Below are 15,778 nucleotides of genomic sequence, written 5' to 3' on the forward strand. Positions count from 1 at the left end.
TACAATATTGTTAAACTCAATCAGTTAGTTATGCTTTTTGAGTAAGCTCTATTTACCTGGATCGAGTCATGGTACAACCCAATTCGCAGGCATTCTGGGCTGGGATACTTATCATCCAGCAATTTTGAAAGAAAACTGAATGAGAAAAATCAAATCGCGATAAACTGCAATCCGCTTTCACAGGTCGAGACTTTCTTGACTCCATAAAAAGAATGTCCGTCAAATTGGGACAACTCCAGTTGCGGCGTAGATAAAGAATCTTTTCTTCAATCGAGACAGGATGGGTAGCTTGGGATTCTCTGGGCATGGTTTGCTAATGAATCAGTCTTTTTAGTTTCATCAAAGACTCCTCGAAAGCAGTTCAATTTATCAAAACTGTCAATTCAAAGTCGTAATATTCATAATCTATCGGGGAGCTTGCAGCACGTGCCCCGTCTTGGTGCGCCCATCTTCCAGGCGCGACAAGAGATCGCCAACAGGCATTGGTTTCGCGAACAAATACCCTTGAAAAAGATCTGCACCTTCTGCGCGCAAAAAACTTACCTGCGCCTCAGTTTCCACACCCTCGGCCACGACTTTTAATCTCAAGTTCTTGGCCAACATGATAATCGTGCGGACGAGAGCCGCATCGTCAGGATTCTCTACGCAGTCCTTGACGAATGACCGGTCGATCTTCAGAAACGTGAGCGGCAACTTTCGCAGATAGTTCAAGCTTGAATACCCCACACCAAAGTCATCCACCGAGACCGTTACGCCGCTATCAGCGAGAGAAGATAACACGCTGCACGCCGATTCAACGTCGCCCAGCAAGACACCTTCGGTGATCTCCACGCCAATTTTCTCTGGCGGCACACCAGTCATGCTGTAGGTCTCTCGGAAGTAGCGCTCAAAACCAGGCTCGAGCAATTGCCGAGCAGAAACATTGACGCTAAGGTGAAGATCGATACCTCGGTCAAGCCAAGCCCGCTGCGTCCGGCATGCTTCTTCAATCACCCAATTACCGATCATGCCAATGAGACCTGTTTCTTCCGCCAATGGAATGAACTCGTCCGGAGGAATGGGACCGAGCTCGCGAGAGCGCCATCGAAGCAGTGCCTCAGCAGAGGTGTAGGCGCCCGACTGAGCATCAACAATGGGCTGAGCGTACAGTTCTAATTCGGCATTGCACGCTGCGGCCTGAAGTCCATTATAGATGAACAGTCGTCGATCCACCGCATGCTGCAGCTCCTCCGAGTAACACTGGAACATGTTTCGTCCGCGAGCCTTCGCCTTGTAAAGTGCCGCGTCGGCACGCTTCATAAGCACATTCTTAGTCATCCCGTGCTCTGGCGACTTTGCGATGCCGATACTGCACGTGCTCGTCAGCGTCATTCCTTCGATTGTGACCGGCTCTGCCACGATGCGCAGTAGCTTTGACGAAAACGCGCTGGCCGCATCGGCACTCGTATTACGAAGCACAAAAATGAACTCGTCTCCACCGAATCGACACACGAAATCTTTCGATTCGCGCATCTGTTCAAACCGAGCCGAGATGTATTTGAGAAAGGCATCTCCCACTTTGTGCCCGAGGGAATCGTTGATGGTCTTAAAGTTATCGAGATCAATGAAGAGCAGTGCATAGGGTTCGGCATTCCGAATGGGTTCCTCGAGAAACGCCGCGAGCTGAGAACGATTTGGAAGCCCCGTCAAGTGGCAGTGTTCCGCCAAATAGGCGATTTTTCGAAGTGCAGCGTTGCGCTCGGTAACATCGATGCAGATGCCGAGCACACCTGGTCCCGTCTCAGGGCTATCGAACGGAACCTTCGTGGTCATCAACTCGCGAACGTTGCCGTCGTAATCCGTAATCACCTCATTGATGTGCTTGATCTTTCCCGTCCGAAGCACTTCCAGATCATCGCGGCGGAAACCCGCAGCTTCTTCGGCGTTGGGTGCAAAGTCCGCGTCGCGCATCTGACAAATCTGCTCGGCGGGAATTCCATATACCTTGGCCACTGCTTCATTGGCCAAAATGTAACGTCCGCTGGTATCCTTCGCGAAGATGAAATGAGGCACCAAATCGATCATCTGTCGAAAAAAAGACGACGCAGCGGGAATCGACTTCTTTCTTATAGCGTAAGCTCCCTGATCAAATAGATACTTGAATTGCCTCAGGTTTTCCGGAGACTGTTTAGTTTAAGTCAAGCTGCATCAGCAGACTCTCTTAATTGGCAATAATATGCCATTTTAAATTCTGCTGGTAAAATATTTCCAATCGACTCTGATAGTCGGTGATTGTTGAACCAATCCAGCCATTCCAAAGCAGCAAATTCCACATCGTCAATATTGCACCAAGGGCCGCGATGCCCTATGACCTTAGTTTTGTATAATCCATTGATAGAATTCCTGTAAGATGATCTTGTTGAGTCGTTCACAGATACCATCCCTACTATGGATCAGTCTTTTTTTCTACTTGCCGCACAAGCTCGCTTGCATTGATAAAAAGTGGAGTTGTCCCCTTTGAACGGACACATTATGTTCTGTTTAAAGGAGAAGAAATATGACGCAAAACTACAAACCTGCTTACCCACCGGAGTTTCGTCAACAGATGGTGGAATTGCTCGCATTAGGTAAATGCCCCAAGCCCCAAGCAATTATCCAAGGAATTGGGTTGCCACTACACTTCGATACAAACCTGGTGTCGGGCAGCAGGTGTACCCATGAGGTCAAGCCAGGCAATTGCTTCCGCTGCAATATCGAGTGTTACCTCCTTGAGTGCCAACGAGCGGCAGGAGCTAATGGAATTGCGTAAGAAGCTCAAGCGTGTGGAGATGGAGCGTGACATATTGGCAAAGGCTACGGCCTGGTTTGCAAACAACAAAGATCGATGGGGAAGGTGTGCCAATTAATCAAGGCAAACCGGGCCCAATTTCCGGCTCGTGTTCTATGTGAGACACTCGGTATATCGCACAGCGGTTACTATGACTGGGCTAAACGTGCACCCAGCCATAGGGCCATTATCAACTGTCGATTGATCGAGCAGATCATGGCTATATATCGTACAAGCGATTGTACGTATGCCCGCCCCCGCATTACCGTTGAATTGGCCGATCGTGGAGTCAGGGTACAATCCAACTCGCAGGCATTCTAGGCTGGGATACTTATCACCCAGCAATTTTGAGAGAAAACTGAATGAGAAAAATTAAATCGCGATAAACTGCAATCCGCTTTCACAGGTCGAGACTCTCTCGACTCCATGAAAAAATGTCCGTCAAATTGGGACAACTCCAACTCCAACTCCAACTCCAACTCCAAGTAGTAAGTGTTACATTTGACATTCTTATCCTCAGTCAATATTTTCAATATCTTCCGAACTCCAAAGCGACTGCGCCGCAAATGCGGCTTCAAAGGTACTCTGGTATTTAGCAAAATATGCTTGGATTGCTGGTTATTACACACGCAAATACTTGGTCTTATCACCCAACCAACGAGCAATATGCCGCTGTGCAAGTTCTGGATAGTTGTTCAGCATTTCATTAGCCGAGTCTTGCGCGGCTTTCAGTAACTCACCGTCTTGCTCTAAATCGGCAAAACGCAACATCGGAATCCCGCTCTGACGCGCGCCAAGAAATTCACCGGGACCTCTCAATAGCAAGTCCTGACGGGCGATTTCAAAACCATCGGTGTGTTCAAAAATGATTTTGAGCCGTTTGCGGGCAATCTCCGATAAGGGTTGCTGAAACAGCAAAATGCAAATACTCGCCTCCGATCCGCGTCCGACACGGCCACGCAGCTGGTGTAATTGCGACAATCCCATACGCTCGGCATTTTCAATGACCATTAGCGAAGCATTGGGCACATCCACACCCACCTCGATCACGGTTGTCGCCACTAGTAATTGAATTTTTCCTTGCTTGAACAACAGCATGACTTCAACTTTCTCTTGCTGGGACAGGCGTCCATGCACCAGGCCCACATTCAATTCTGGGAAAGTTCTGCTCAGATGTTGAAAAGTTTCCACCGCGGTCTGCAGTTGCAACGCTTCAGATTCTTCAATGAGCGGGCAAACCCAATATACTTGCCTGCCCTGTTGGCATGCGTGATGTATGCGCGCAATGATTTCTTCACGGCGATTGTCCGCGATTAGTTTGGTCACTACAGGCGACCTGCCAGGCGGTAATTCATCGATAACTGACACATCCAGATCGGCAAAATAGCTCATCGACAACGTGCGCGGTATAGGAGTGGCGCTCATCATCAATTGATGCGGCATCAGATCGGATTGCGCGCCTTTGATCCGCAGTGCCAGACGCTGATGCACGCCAAAGCGGTGCTGTTCGTCAATAATCGCCAGGCCGAGTTGGTGAAATATTACTTGATCTTGAAACAAAGCATGCGTGCCCACAACAAGTTGCGCTGCACCCGATACAATCTTATCCAATGCAGTTTGCTTTTGTTTTTTCTTCAACCCTCCCGATAGCCAGGCGACCTGAACTCCCAGCGGTTCAAACCAAGCGGATAATTTTACGAGATGCTGCTCAGCAAGAATTTCAGTCGGCGCCATGATGGCCGCCTGAAAACCGTTCTCAATTGCCTGCAATGCAGCCAGCGCAGCCACAATCGTTTTCCCGCTGCCAACATCACCTTGCAGCAGACGTTGCATTGGATAAGCGACTGCCAAATCACGGCTGATTTCCTCATACACTTTGATTTGCGATGAAGTCAATGTAAAGCCAAGCTGTGCCAATAACTGGTTCGTCAATCTATTTTTTTGTTCCAGTACCGGTGCATTGCGGCTTCTCCGCTGCCGGTAATGCAAGCGCATCGATAACTGCTGCGCCAGCAATTCATCGAACTTGATACGTCGCCATGCTGAGTGTGTCCGTGATTGTAAAGCTTCAATCGATTCTTCAGGAGACGGATGATGCAAGCACAGCACACTATCGCTAAAACCTTGCAGCCGATATTTCCGGATGATTCTCTCAGGTATAGTTTCGGTCAACACTTGCACCGTTTGCGCATCCTGCAATCCCTGCCCGATTATTTTTGCTAAAATCTTTTGCGCCAAACCCGCCGTGGTGGCATAAACCGGCGTCATCGAATCCGCCAGCGATTCCCCTTCCCGCACGATACGACATTTCGGATGCACCATTTCAATGCCAAAGAAACCATCACGAATCTCGCCCAGCAACCGCACACGCTTACCCACCACGTAGGTTTTAACCTGGCTGCCGTAGAAATTCAGAAAACGCATGACCAAGATGCCACTACTGTCTTCAACTTGGCAAACCAATTGTCGCCTAGGGCGGACAACCACTTCGTTATGAACGATCACGCCCTCAACCTGCACTGTTTGCCCTGGCGGCGCATCACCGATCGGAAATAAATGCGTTTCATCTTCATACCGAATCGGTAAGTGCAAAATCAGATCTAATGCACTATGAATACCTAAACGGGATAATTTTTCTTGCACACTGGCACTAACAGACAATGCCTTTTATTCCTGCAATACCATGACCCCATCCATTTCCACCAACGCACCGCGCGGCAGAGCTTTGACACCGATTGCCGCACGCGCAGGATAGGGCTGTACAAAATGGCCGGCCATGATTTCGTTGACTAATGCAAAATTGTCGAGATCAATTAGAAAAATATTTAATTTCACAATATCGTTCAAACTACCACCGCTCGCTTTCGCCACCGCTTTCAGATTAGAAAACACCTGTTGGATCTGCGCTTCGATCCCATCCACCATTTGCATACCGAGCGGATCCAATCCGATCTGACCCGATAGATAAACGGTATCCCCTCCGCTGGTCCGGACCGCTTGAGAATAGGTGCCGATCGCTTGCGGTGCATCCATGGTGTGAATTATTTGCTTAGCCATTCCTTCTCCTTATGAATTGATTCGATATTTTTTGATATAGTTGACACTATTGCATAACCTTTATCGCACTATTACGTTATGATGCAGCGAACTTTGGTACATTTCAACCACGCAAAAATATTATTAAAATTTATATTTAAGTTATTCACATTATGCAAAAACTGATTATCCAAGGTGGTGTACCACTGCACGGTGAAATCACCATTTCGGGAGCAAAGAATGCTGCGCTGCCCGTCTTATGTGCTGCACTTCTAACCGAGGAATCTTTAAAAATAAAAAATGTACCGGCGCTTCAGGATATTATCACCATGCTCTCACTGCTCAAACAAATGGGAACAAATGTTTCTGCACAGAATACTTCGGAAATAACGTTATCAGCAGCTACATTGACTCATCTTGTCGCCCCTTATGAAATGGTTAAAACCATGCGCGCAGCTATTCTGATACTAGGACCTTTGCTCACCCGCGCAGGAGAAGCCAATATTTCACTACCTGGCGGTTGCGCGATCGGTCTACGACCCGTCGATCAGCATATCAAAGGCCTGCAAATGATGGGTGCCGAAATTCATATCAAACACGGCTATATTCATGCTGTGGCGAAGAAGCTACGTGGCGCACGCATTGTACTTGACATCATTACCGTCACTGGAACAGAAAACCTGATGATGGCTGCAACCTTGGCGGAAGGTACAACAATAATTGAAAATGCTGCCCGTGAGCCAGAAGTCGTCGATCTGGCCAATTGCCTCATTGCTATGGGTGCAAAAATTCATGGCGCAGGCACCGATATCATTACCATAGAAGGCGTACCATCACTGCATGGCGCTGAACACACCGTCATGCCTGATCGAATAGAAACTGGAACTTTCTTGGTCGCGGCCACAGCCGCCGGCGGTGAAATTCTTTTAAAAGAAACAGATGCTCATTTGCTCGATGCGGTTCTGGATAAACTCACCGAAGCAGGCGCCCATATTGATTCTAATGAAAACTGGATCCATTTAAGAATGGATACCAAACCGAAATCAATCAATATACGCACCGCTCCCTATCCAGCCTTCCCGACCGATATGCAAGCACAATTTATGTCATTGAATTGCGTTGCTTCTGGGACATCCATTGTCACTGAAACAATTTTTGAAAACCGTTTAATGCATGTACAAGAATTAATACGCATGAATGCCAATATCGAAGTTGAAGGCAATGCAGCCATTATCCACGGCATTCCCCGGCTTGATGGCGCTCGTGTCATGGCGACCGATTTACGCGCATCAGCCAGTCTCGTGATTGCTGGTTTAGTAGCACAGGGAGAAACCGTCATTGATCGTATCTACCACCTGGATCGTGGCTATGAAAATATCGAGGGAAAATTATCGGCTCTGGGCGCGCAAATCCAGCGCACTCAATTTCAATAAATAATAAAAAAGCCTTTGCAATTGCAAAGGCTTTTTAACTAATGGCAAAAAACTAAACCATGCGATAGTCAATTCGCACTATAGTTTCTGCTGTTTGTAGCTGACAATAACCGTAGCAATTTTCTTGTTCAATCCCATTACAGGAACAACCAATATCTTTTTACCGTCAACATCTGATTTAACAGTGATTTTCTGCAGACTCAAAATCTCTCTAGGAAATAATTCCGTGCCATTGGATTCTTCCAACCGTTTGTCCGTAGAAACCAACAGTTTTCCATCATCATCTATTAATACAACACGTTCTGTGTCCTTCATTTTGACGATTTCATTCAAATACTGGTCTATTTGATCAATATTATTGCGAATTAACTCACCGCGAACTGCCCAGGACAAAATCTGCCCAAAACGCTCTTCTTCTTTGATATATTGTTTATCAGCATATTCACGGGCTTGTTGTGTAATCAGCACGCGCTCCTGCTCAAGCTTCTTGACCATGTCAGCTTCTACTTTACTGACAGCAATAAACTTCCAAGCAAAAATAACGACAATGATCCCAACCAACACCACAACATACTTGCCTGGAAACTGCCTGGTCGGAACTTTAGCCAACCATTCAAACTTGGCGCTTAATAGTGAAAAAAAGTTATCAACTTGCGATTGTTGGCTCTGATTTTGCTTGTTGCTAGCTGTCATGGATAACTCCTTGTGTTATTGGTAGCGAGGAAATACAAATTATCCACTAATCCTTGAGGAAGTAAAAGTACCGCGTGCAATTAGCTAGTAGTTTTACGCATGATTTGCTACTTTTGCATCAGAACTACAACACATACAGATATCCCCATCTCACAAGATAACTCATCTTGTATTTTGTTCTATAATGAATACTTCATAGCATCTTGTATAGAAAACAAGGAATTTCAGCAACATACTGGATAATAACTCTACAGTGAAAAAAGAAAACCATAAAAATACGTGGTCTGGACGTTTCAACGAACCGGTCTCAGCACTTGTGGAACGCTATACTGCTTCTGTTGATTTTGATCAACGTCTCGCCGAATATGATATCCAAGGATCACTGGCCCATGCACAAATGCTTACAGAGCAAGGAATTATCAGCAATGAGGATTTCACGGCCATCCAGCAAGGGTTACATCAAATCCGCGATGAAATCAAACTGCATCAATTCACATGGCTACAAGAACTTGAAGATGTTCATTTAAATATTGAGAAACGTCTAACGGCTTTAGTCGGCGATGCTGGCAAACGATTGCACACCGGGCGGTCCCGCAATGATCAGATCGCTACCGACATTCGTTTATTTTTACGCACTGCCATTGATGAAATCGTCAACCTGATTAAAGCTATGCAACTTGCTCTGCTAAATTTAGCGGAACAACATATTCACACAATCATGCCTGGATTTACACATCTTCAAGTTGCACAACCTGTATCCTTCGGCCATCATCTGATGGCTTATTTTGAGATGTTAAAACGCGATTTAGAGCGATTGAGCGATTGCAGAAAGCGCGTGAATCAGTCACCACTAGGCGCAGCTGCATTGGCCGGCACTAGCTATCCAATCAAACGCGAACGAGTGGCGCAATTGCTGAGTTTTGATGGCGTTTGCCAAAATTCCCTGGATGCAGTATCAGACCGGGATTTTGCTATCGAATTCTGTGCCTGCGCTGCGTTGATCATGACGCATCTATCGCGGATGTCGGAAGAATTCATTTTATGGATGAATCCTGCTTTTGGTTTTATCCAACTTGCTGACCGATTTTGTACCGGATCGTCCATTATGCCGCAAAAAAAGAACCCTGATGTACCGGAACTGGTGCGCGGCAAAACTGGCCGAGTCAACGGTCATTTGATAGCACTACTAACATTGATGAAAGCCCAGCCGCTTGCTTATAACAAAGATAATCAGGAAGACAAAGAGCCATTGTTTGATACGGTCGATACCTTGACAGATACCCTGCGGATTTATGCCGATATGCTCAGTGGCGTGCAAGTAAATCAACAAGCAATGCGTCAATCGGTTTTGCGCGGTTACGCAACAGCCACAGATCTGGCTGATTACTTGACTAAAAAAGGCATTCCTTTCCGCGATGCGCACGAAATCGTGGCAAAGGCAGTGCAATTTTCGGAACAAAAAGGTTGTGATCTCAGCGATCTTGAGCTCAGTGAGTTACAAAAATTTTCTCCACAGATTGAATCCGATATTTTTGCTATCTTGACGCCTGAAGGTTCGATGCAAAGCCGAAAACATACTGGTGGCACAGCACCCGAACAAGTACAGGCAGCCATTCAGAAAGCCAAAGAATGGTTAACTGCAGAAAATTTAAAGCATGCAACCATGGCATGAAATTAGTAAGCAAATCTCTGCTGCCACTGATAGCTTCTTCGAAGTTAAACAGGCCCACTCCATCGGCGGTGGCTGCATCAGCCAGGCTTATTGTATTACAGATGGAATACAACGCTATTTTGTCAAACTAAATACTTCTGGGAATTTGGCCATGTTCGAGGCCGAAGCCGCGGGCCTCATGGAAATTCACCACTCATACACTTTGCGTGTTCCAGTACCTGTTTGTTCCGGGCAAAATGCGCATGCAGCATGGCTCATTTTGGAATATCTGGATATTAATAATGGCAAACGTGGCAAGGCTTCCGATTTGGGCCAACAACTCGCTGCTATGCATCGTAAGACTTATAGCCAATTTGGCTGGATTCGCGACAATACAATCGGACAAAACCCACAAATAAACACGACTTCTTCGGATTGGATCGAATTCTGGCGAATGCATCGTTTAGGGAATCAGCTCGATTTGGCTAAAAACAATGGATTTAATGGGAAATTGCAACAGCTTGGTGAACAGTTACTGGTGAATCTAGAAAATTTTTTCCCAAATACTCCGCCATCATCTTCACTATTGCACGGCGATCTTTGGAGTGGCAATTATGCTTATGATCAAACAGGAAGACCGGTGTTATTTGATCCCGCAGTATATTACGGTGACCGTGAAACCGATATTGCCATGACCGAACTTTTTGGTGGATTTTCGGCTGATTTTTATTCTGCTTACCGCTGTGATTATCCTTTGGATTCCGGTTATAATGTTAGGAAAGTAGTTTATAACCTGTATCATGTTCTCAATCATTTAAACCTATTTGGTGGGGGCTATTACTACCAAGCTGAACAGATGATGAGTAAATTACTTGCAGAAATTCGCTAATAAGTTCTGAATCACGTTGCTCGTTCAAACGACATACAAAAGCCATCTTACTGTTCCGATGAACTATTCAAATTACGATAACCACTCATGACCAAGTATGTCTTTGTGACAGGCGGTGTTGTTTCTTCCTTAGGCAAAGGAATTGCTGCTGCATCTCTCGCCGCACTGCTTGAGTCGCGTGGACTTAAAGTGACAATGCTTAAACTGGATCCCTATATCAATGTGGACCCCGGAACCATGAGCCCGTTCCAGCATGGTGAAGTGTTCGTGACTGAGGATGGCGCCGAAACAGATCTTGATCTGGGTCATTATGAGCGTTTTATTACTACCCGCATGACTCGGCATAATAACTTTACTACCGGTCAAATCTACGAGAGCGTCATCCGCAAGGAAAGGCGTGGCGATTATCTCGGAGGCACTGTTCAGGTTATTCCGCATATTACGGATGAAATTAAGCGCTATATACAAGCTGGCGTGGGTAACGCGCAAATTGCGATTATTGAAATTGGCGGCACGGTCGGTGATATCGAATCACTCCCTTTTCTGGAAGCCATCAGGCAAATGGCCGTACAGAATCCGCGCACGGATACCTGCTTCATCCACCTTACCTTATTGCCCTATATCGGTTCGGCCGGAGAGCTAAAAACCAAGCCAACTCAACATTCAGTCAAGGAGCTACGTGAAATTGGGATCCAGCCGGATGTTTTGCTGTGCCGCTCAGACCGTGAACTGCCCGAGGAGGAGCGCCGAAAAATAGCGCTTTTTACCAATGTACAGGAAGAAGCAGTTATATCAGCCATCGATGTGGATAGCATCTATAAAATTCCGGGATTACTGCATGCGCAGATGCTGGATGGAATTATCTGCCATAAATTGAATATCCTGGCCAAACCTGCAGATCTGAGTATCTGGAATAAATTGGTTTATGCACTCGAGCATCCCAAACACACGATTACTATTGCCATTGTAGGCAAGTATGTTGATTTAACTGAATCTTATAAATCATTATCTGAAGCTTTGATTCATGCCGGCATCCATACTAACAGCAGGATTAACATCAATTACGTTGATTCTGAGAATATTGAAACGGAAGGCACCCATAGTCTGAGCGAGATGGATGCAATCCTGGTTCCGGGCGGATTTGGCAAGCGCGGTGTCGAAGGTAAAATAATGGCCATCAATTTTGCCCGAACCAATCGCATACCGTACTTGGGGATTTGTTTAGGCATGCAACTAGCCGTGGTTGAATATGCACGCAACAGAACCGGCATGAAAGCTGCTCACAGCACTGAATTCAATCCCGACACACCATTTCCGGTTATCGGACTGATTACCGAATGGCGGACTCGGGATGGACAAATTGAAACACGCGATGAAAATTCCGATATTGGTGGCAGTATGCGGTTGGGAGGGCAAGAATGTATTTTGAAGAAAGATACCCTCGCCTGGAAAACCTATGGAACTGATACAATCATTGAGCGTCACCGCCATCGCTATGAAGTTAATAATCTTTATATCCCTAGATTAGAAAAAGCAGGACTTTGCATTAGCGGCTTCTCGAAGGAAGAAAATCTGTGCGAAATGATAGAGCTACCTGAATCTGAACATCCTTGGTACTTGGGTTGTCAGTTTCATCCGGAATTTACTTCCACGCCACGGCTGGGACATGCGCTATTCAAGTCTTATGTGCAGGCAGCAATCCAATTTTCTGGCAAGCATCAGCTTGCTGGAGATGAAAAAATTCACGCAGTACGCAACAGCTGACGGAGCACGAAAACCTTACAATCCAACAACAAAAGATAATCAAAATTATCTATATACATAATTGTATGTTGTAGTAGAAATCACAAAATCACCACCCACTAGTTAATTTAACAGTAAACACAAACAACAGGAAAATGCAGCATGAGTGCAATTGTAGATATCATCGCCCGTGAGATTTTGGATTCTCGCGGCAATCCAACTATTGAAGCAGATGTAATGCTGGAATCCGGAGCTTTAGGCCGCGCCTCAGTTCCTTCCGGCGCATCTGTTGGAACCAAAGAAGCAGTGGAACTGCGCGATGGTGATGCACAACGCTACTCCGGGAAAGGTGTTCTTAAGGCAGTAGAAAATGTTAACACCGAAATCTCCGAGGCATTAATGGGCTTGGATGCCGTCGATCAAAGCTTCATTGATCAATCCTTAATTGATTTAGACGGATCCGAAAACAAATCCAGACTGGGTGCTAACGCAATTCTGGCAGTATCGCTCGCGGTTTCCAAAGCAGCAGCCGAGGAGTCAGGATTGCCACTATATCGCTATTTGGGGGGGGCTGCCTCAATGTCAATGCCCGTTCCGTTAATGAACTTAATTAATGGCGGCGCGCATGCCAACAATAATATTGACATGCAAGAATTTATGATTGTGCCACTGGGAATCTCAAATTTTCATGATGCCATCCGATGTGGCGCCGAGGTTTTCGGCACGCTCAAAAAACTTATCAACAATAAAAACATGCCTACTACAGTGGGCGACGAAGGTGGATTCGCACCTAACCTGGAAAACAATGAAGCGGCTTTGCAATTAATCGTAGAGGCTATTGACCAGGCAGGTTATCAACCTGGAAAAGATGTTGCAATTGGTATTGATTGCGCCAGCTCAGAATTTTTTCATGATGGCAAATACCATCTATCTTCTGATGGCTTGCATCTGACATCAGCCCAATTCGTTGATTGTTTGTCATCTTGGGTGGATAAATATCCCATTATCAGTATCGAGGATGGTATGAGCGAGCATGATTGGGATGGATGGAAGTTACTAACTAGAAAATTGGGTGATTCAATTCAATTGGTCGGCGATGATATCTTTGTCACCAATGCAAAAATCCTGCAGGAAGGCATCAAGCAGGGCATTGCTAATTCTATCTTAATCAAAGTGAATCAGATTGGCACATTAACCGAAACATTCTCGGCCATTGAAATGGCGAAATGTGCGGGTTACACCGCTGTCATTTCACATCGTTCAGGAGAAACTGAAGACACTACCATCGCCGACATCGTAGTAGCAGCCAATGCGCTACAAATCAAAACCGGCTCACTATCTAGATCTGACCGCCTTGCCAAATACAATCAACTATTACGAATTGAAGAAGATTTAGGGGATACAGTAAGATATGCCGGTCGGAGCGCATTTTATCAACTTAAATAATGAAACTACTGAGTTTTACACTACTGATGCTAGTCATCGCAATGCAATATCCATTATGGCTGGGCAAAGCGAGTTGGTTGAGAGTTTGGCAAGTAGATCAAGAAGTTGCCACGGCACGTAAAAATAATGTGCTATTACAGAATCGTAATAACAAGTTAGAAGCTGAAGTTAATGATCTAAAACAAGGACTTGAAGCAATTGAGGAACGCGCCCGTAGCGACTTGGGCATGGTCAAGGAAGGGGAAATACTTTTCCAGATTGTTAGAAATGCACTGCCTCAAAACTCCCAGTCAGATATTGCACAATAAAATCCGCCCGAACTCCTGAACGAACTGAACACCCAATGCTCTTTATAATCGAATGATCGCTATCTGGATTCTTATCAATTATCCGATTCAGCCTTAACTTAAATAAAACTTGCTTGAAAAAAGACACACCATTCACATATTACTTCTGATCCTTTCAGACTAAATCTTATCGTGGAGCAAAAAGAATGAAAAGAGTTTTTCTTTTTCTAATTACTAACTTAGCCATCATTGCTGTTCTTAGCATTACCTTACGATTGTTCGGATTTGAAAGAATATTGGACGAACAGGGTACGGATCTGGATATTAATTCATTGTTGTTGTTTGCAGCTGTATTCGGGTTTGGCGGTTCGTTCATGTCGCTTGCCATGTCAAAATGGACGGCTAAACGTTTCACTGGCGCACAAGTCATAGAAATGCCACGAAACGCGCAAGAACATTGGTTAGTGGCTACCGTGCAGCGACAAGCAAAGATTGCAGGTATCGGTATGCCAGAGGTAGCCATTTATGAAGCGCCGGATGTCAATGCGTTTGCCACGGGAATGTCAAAAAATGCCGCATTGGTTGCCGTGAGTACTGGATTATTAAATACCATGAGCCAGGATGAAGCTGAAGCAGTTCTGGCCCATGAAGTCAGTCATATCGCAAATGGTGACATGGTTACTTTGGCGCTGATACAAGGCGTCGTCAACACATTTGTAATCTTTCTGTCACGCGTCATCGGACATACGATAGATCGCACCGTATTCAAAACGCAAGAAGGTCACGGACCCGCTTTCTGGGTTACGACTATTATTGCTGAAATTGTTCTAGGTTTTCTGGCCAGTATTATTGTCATGTGGTTTAGTCGCCAGCGCGAGTTTCGTGCCGATGCAGGCGGGGCCAGTCTAGCAGGAAGAGAAAAAATGATTGCTGCACTTCGACGATTACAATTAACTCACAAGCAGGCTCATTTACCTGATCAGCTAGCTGCTTTTGGTATTTCCGGAAGCAGAAATGGATTGACGAGGTTATTCATGTCGCATCCACCACTGGAAGAAAGAATTGCGGCACTTGAAACACAACAACGCTAGACTTTGACATTAGTAGACAATGAGAAACGCCATGCAAACCGCATGGCGTTTTATCTTATATAAGAAATTTCTTATATAACCAGTTGCACTGTAAAAAAATTAATAAGAAGTTTCTCTCGAAAAATCTTCCCAGATATATGGCGGATTTACTGAAGGTTTTAATGGCATCCAGAAGGTTACCATATCCAATGCTCCAACGAGTGTACGACCCACCGTATGCATGAGACCCATTGCCAGTCCAACGGTGACACCATAAATCGGGCCATCTTTCTGTCCCGTCAGAACAATATTCTTTGGTAATTCTACCCATCCAGTAGTCACGTTAGCTATTCCACTTACAAATCTCTCGCCCGAAGTATTGAAGTTGCTGCCAGAAGCAACCGCCTGAGACGAGAGAACAAAAGAAATCGCAAGTACCAAAGATAATTTAACAATACTTCTCATCAAAAAACCCCCTTTATACAGTTTTTAGAATTAACTGAATTTTTGCCTTTGGTGGAAACAAGCAAGAATTCCCTAGCAGTTTACCCTTTCGGAATTAATCATACAAATCAGGCTGAAAATATACTGTGATCTATTCGTTTTATACAACTAACGTTGAATCTCACAGAACAAATCTGCTTTGTATACGGATCACCAACAAACACGATTGAGTTTGCAATACACAATAACTCAATAACTTCTAAAAAAAACAAGTTGAATG

At 45.3% G+C, this 15,778-nt stretch carries 14 protein-coding genes; 7 read left to right on the forward strand and 7 right to left on the reverse strand.

The window, feature by feature from the left end:
• Positions 1-405: 405 nt before the first annotated feature.
• The 5 genes from QZV86_RS05795 to QZV86_RS05815 all read right to left on the reverse strand — a co-directional run bounded on the left by QZV86_RS05795 (position 406) and on the right by QZV86_RS05815 (position 5,863).
• Complete coding sequence (locus tag QZV86_RS05795; protein WP_366925687.1) at positions 406-2,151, reverse strand: EAL domain-containing protein; 1,746 nt, start codon at positions 2,149-2,151, stop codon at positions 406-408.
• Positions 2,152-2,177: 26 nt separating this feature from the next.
• On the reverse strand, positions 2,178-2,411 hold the full coding sequence (locus QZV86_RS05800) for a hypothetical protein (RefSeq protein ID WP_295624946.1): 234 nt from the start codon (positions 2,409-2,411) through the stop codon (positions 2,178-2,180).
• Positions 2,412-2,653: 242 nt separating this feature from the next.
• Complete coding sequence (locus QZV86_RS05805; RefSeq protein WP_295624948.1) at positions 2,654-2,881, reverse strand: hypothetical protein; 228 nt, start codon at positions 2,879-2,881, stop codon at positions 2,654-2,656.
• A 546-nt stretch (positions 2,882-3,427) separates the two neighbouring features.
• Positions 3,428-5,467, reverse strand: a complete 2,040-nt coding sequence (gene recG / locus QZV86_RS05810) for an ATP-dependent DNA helicase RecG (protein ID WP_295624950.1) — start codon at positions 5,465-5,467, stop codon at positions 3,428-3,430.
• A 6-nt stretch (positions 5,468-5,473) separates the two neighbouring features.
• The gene (locus tag QZV86_RS05815; protein WP_295624952.1) at positions 5,474-5,863 is read right to left on the reverse strand and encodes a RidA family protein; all 390 of its coding nucleotides are present in this window, start codon (positions 5,861-5,863) and stop codon (positions 5,474-5,476) included.
• Between the two features lie 152 nt (positions 5,864-6,015).
• On the opposite strand from QZV86_RS05815, the gene murA reads away from it, so the two are divergent.
• Positions 6,016-7,275 carry a UDP-N-acetylglucosamine 1-carboxyvinyltransferase gene (murA, locus tag QZV86_RS05820; RefSeq protein ID WP_295624954.1) on the forward strand — a complete coding sequence of 420 codons (1,260 nt, stop codon included), beginning with the start codon at positions 6,016-6,018 and terminating at the stop codon, positions 7,273-7,275.
• Positions 7,276-7,353: 78 nt separating this feature from the next.
• On the opposite strand, the gene QZV86_RS05825 is transcribed toward murA, so the two are convergent.
• Positions 7,354-7,968, reverse strand: a complete 615-nt coding sequence (locus QZV86_RS05825) for a hypothetical protein (RefSeq protein WP_295624956.1) — start codon at positions 7,966-7,968, stop codon at positions 7,354-7,356.
• A gap of 253 nt (positions 7,969-8,221) precedes the next feature.
• Here QZV86_RS05825 and argH point away from each other — a divergent pair, with 253 nt between their 5' ends.
• From argH to htpX, 6 genes are all read left to right on the forward strand, one after another.
• On the forward strand, positions 8,222-9,640 hold the full coding sequence (argH, locus tag QZV86_RS05830) for an argininosuccinate lyase (RefSeq protein ID WP_295624958.1): 1,419 nt from the start codon (positions 8,222-8,224) through the stop codon (positions 9,638-9,640).
• Entirely contained in the window at positions 9,624-10,508 is an 885-nt protein-coding gene (locus QZV86_RS05835) for a fructosamine kinase family protein (RefSeq protein WP_295624960.1), read from the forward strand. The genes argH and QZV86_RS05835 overlap by 17 nt, the downstream gene beginning before the upstream one ends.
• 87 nt (positions 10,509-10,595) lie before the next feature.
• Positions 10,596-12,272, forward strand: coding sequence for a CTP synthase (locus QZV86_RS05840; RefSeq protein ID WP_295624962.1), 1,677 nt, complete (start codon positions 10,596-10,598; stop codon positions 12,270-12,272).
• A 141-nt stretch (positions 12,273-12,413) separates the two neighbouring features.
• Complete coding sequence (gene eno / locus QZV86_RS05845) at positions 12,414-13,697, forward strand: phosphopyruvate hydratase (RefSeq protein WP_295624963.1); 1,284 nt, start codon at positions 12,414-12,416, stop codon at positions 13,695-13,697.
• Positions 13,697-14,005 (forward strand): cell division protein FtsB, encoded by a 309-nt coding sequence (ftsB, locus tag QZV86_RS05850; RefSeq protein ID WP_295624965.1) that lies wholly within the window; start codon positions 13,697-13,699, stop codon positions 14,003-14,005. The genes eno and ftsB overlap by 1 nt, the downstream gene beginning before the upstream one ends.
• A gap of 185 nt (positions 14,006-14,190) precedes the next feature.
• Entirely contained in the window at positions 14,191-15,075 is an 885-nt protein-coding gene (gene htpX, locus QZV86_RS05855) for a protease HtpX (RefSeq protein WP_295624967.1), read from the forward strand.
• A 99-nt stretch (positions 15,076-15,174) separates the two neighbouring features.
• On the opposite strand, the gene QZV86_RS05860 is transcribed toward htpX, so the two are convergent.
• Positions 15,175-15,519: an exosortase system-associated protein, TIGR04073 family gene (locus QZV86_RS05860; RefSeq protein ID WP_295624969.1), complete on the reverse strand. Its 345-nt coding sequence runs from the start codon at positions 15,517-15,519 to the stop codon at positions 15,175-15,177.
• Between the last annotated feature and the right edge of the window lie 259 nt (positions 15,520-15,778).

The organism is uncultured Nitrosomonas sp., assembly GCF_902826915.1.
Taxonomy (GTDB): Bacteria; Pseudomonadota; Gammaproteobacteria; order Burkholderiales; family Nitrosomonadaceae; genus Nitrosomonas.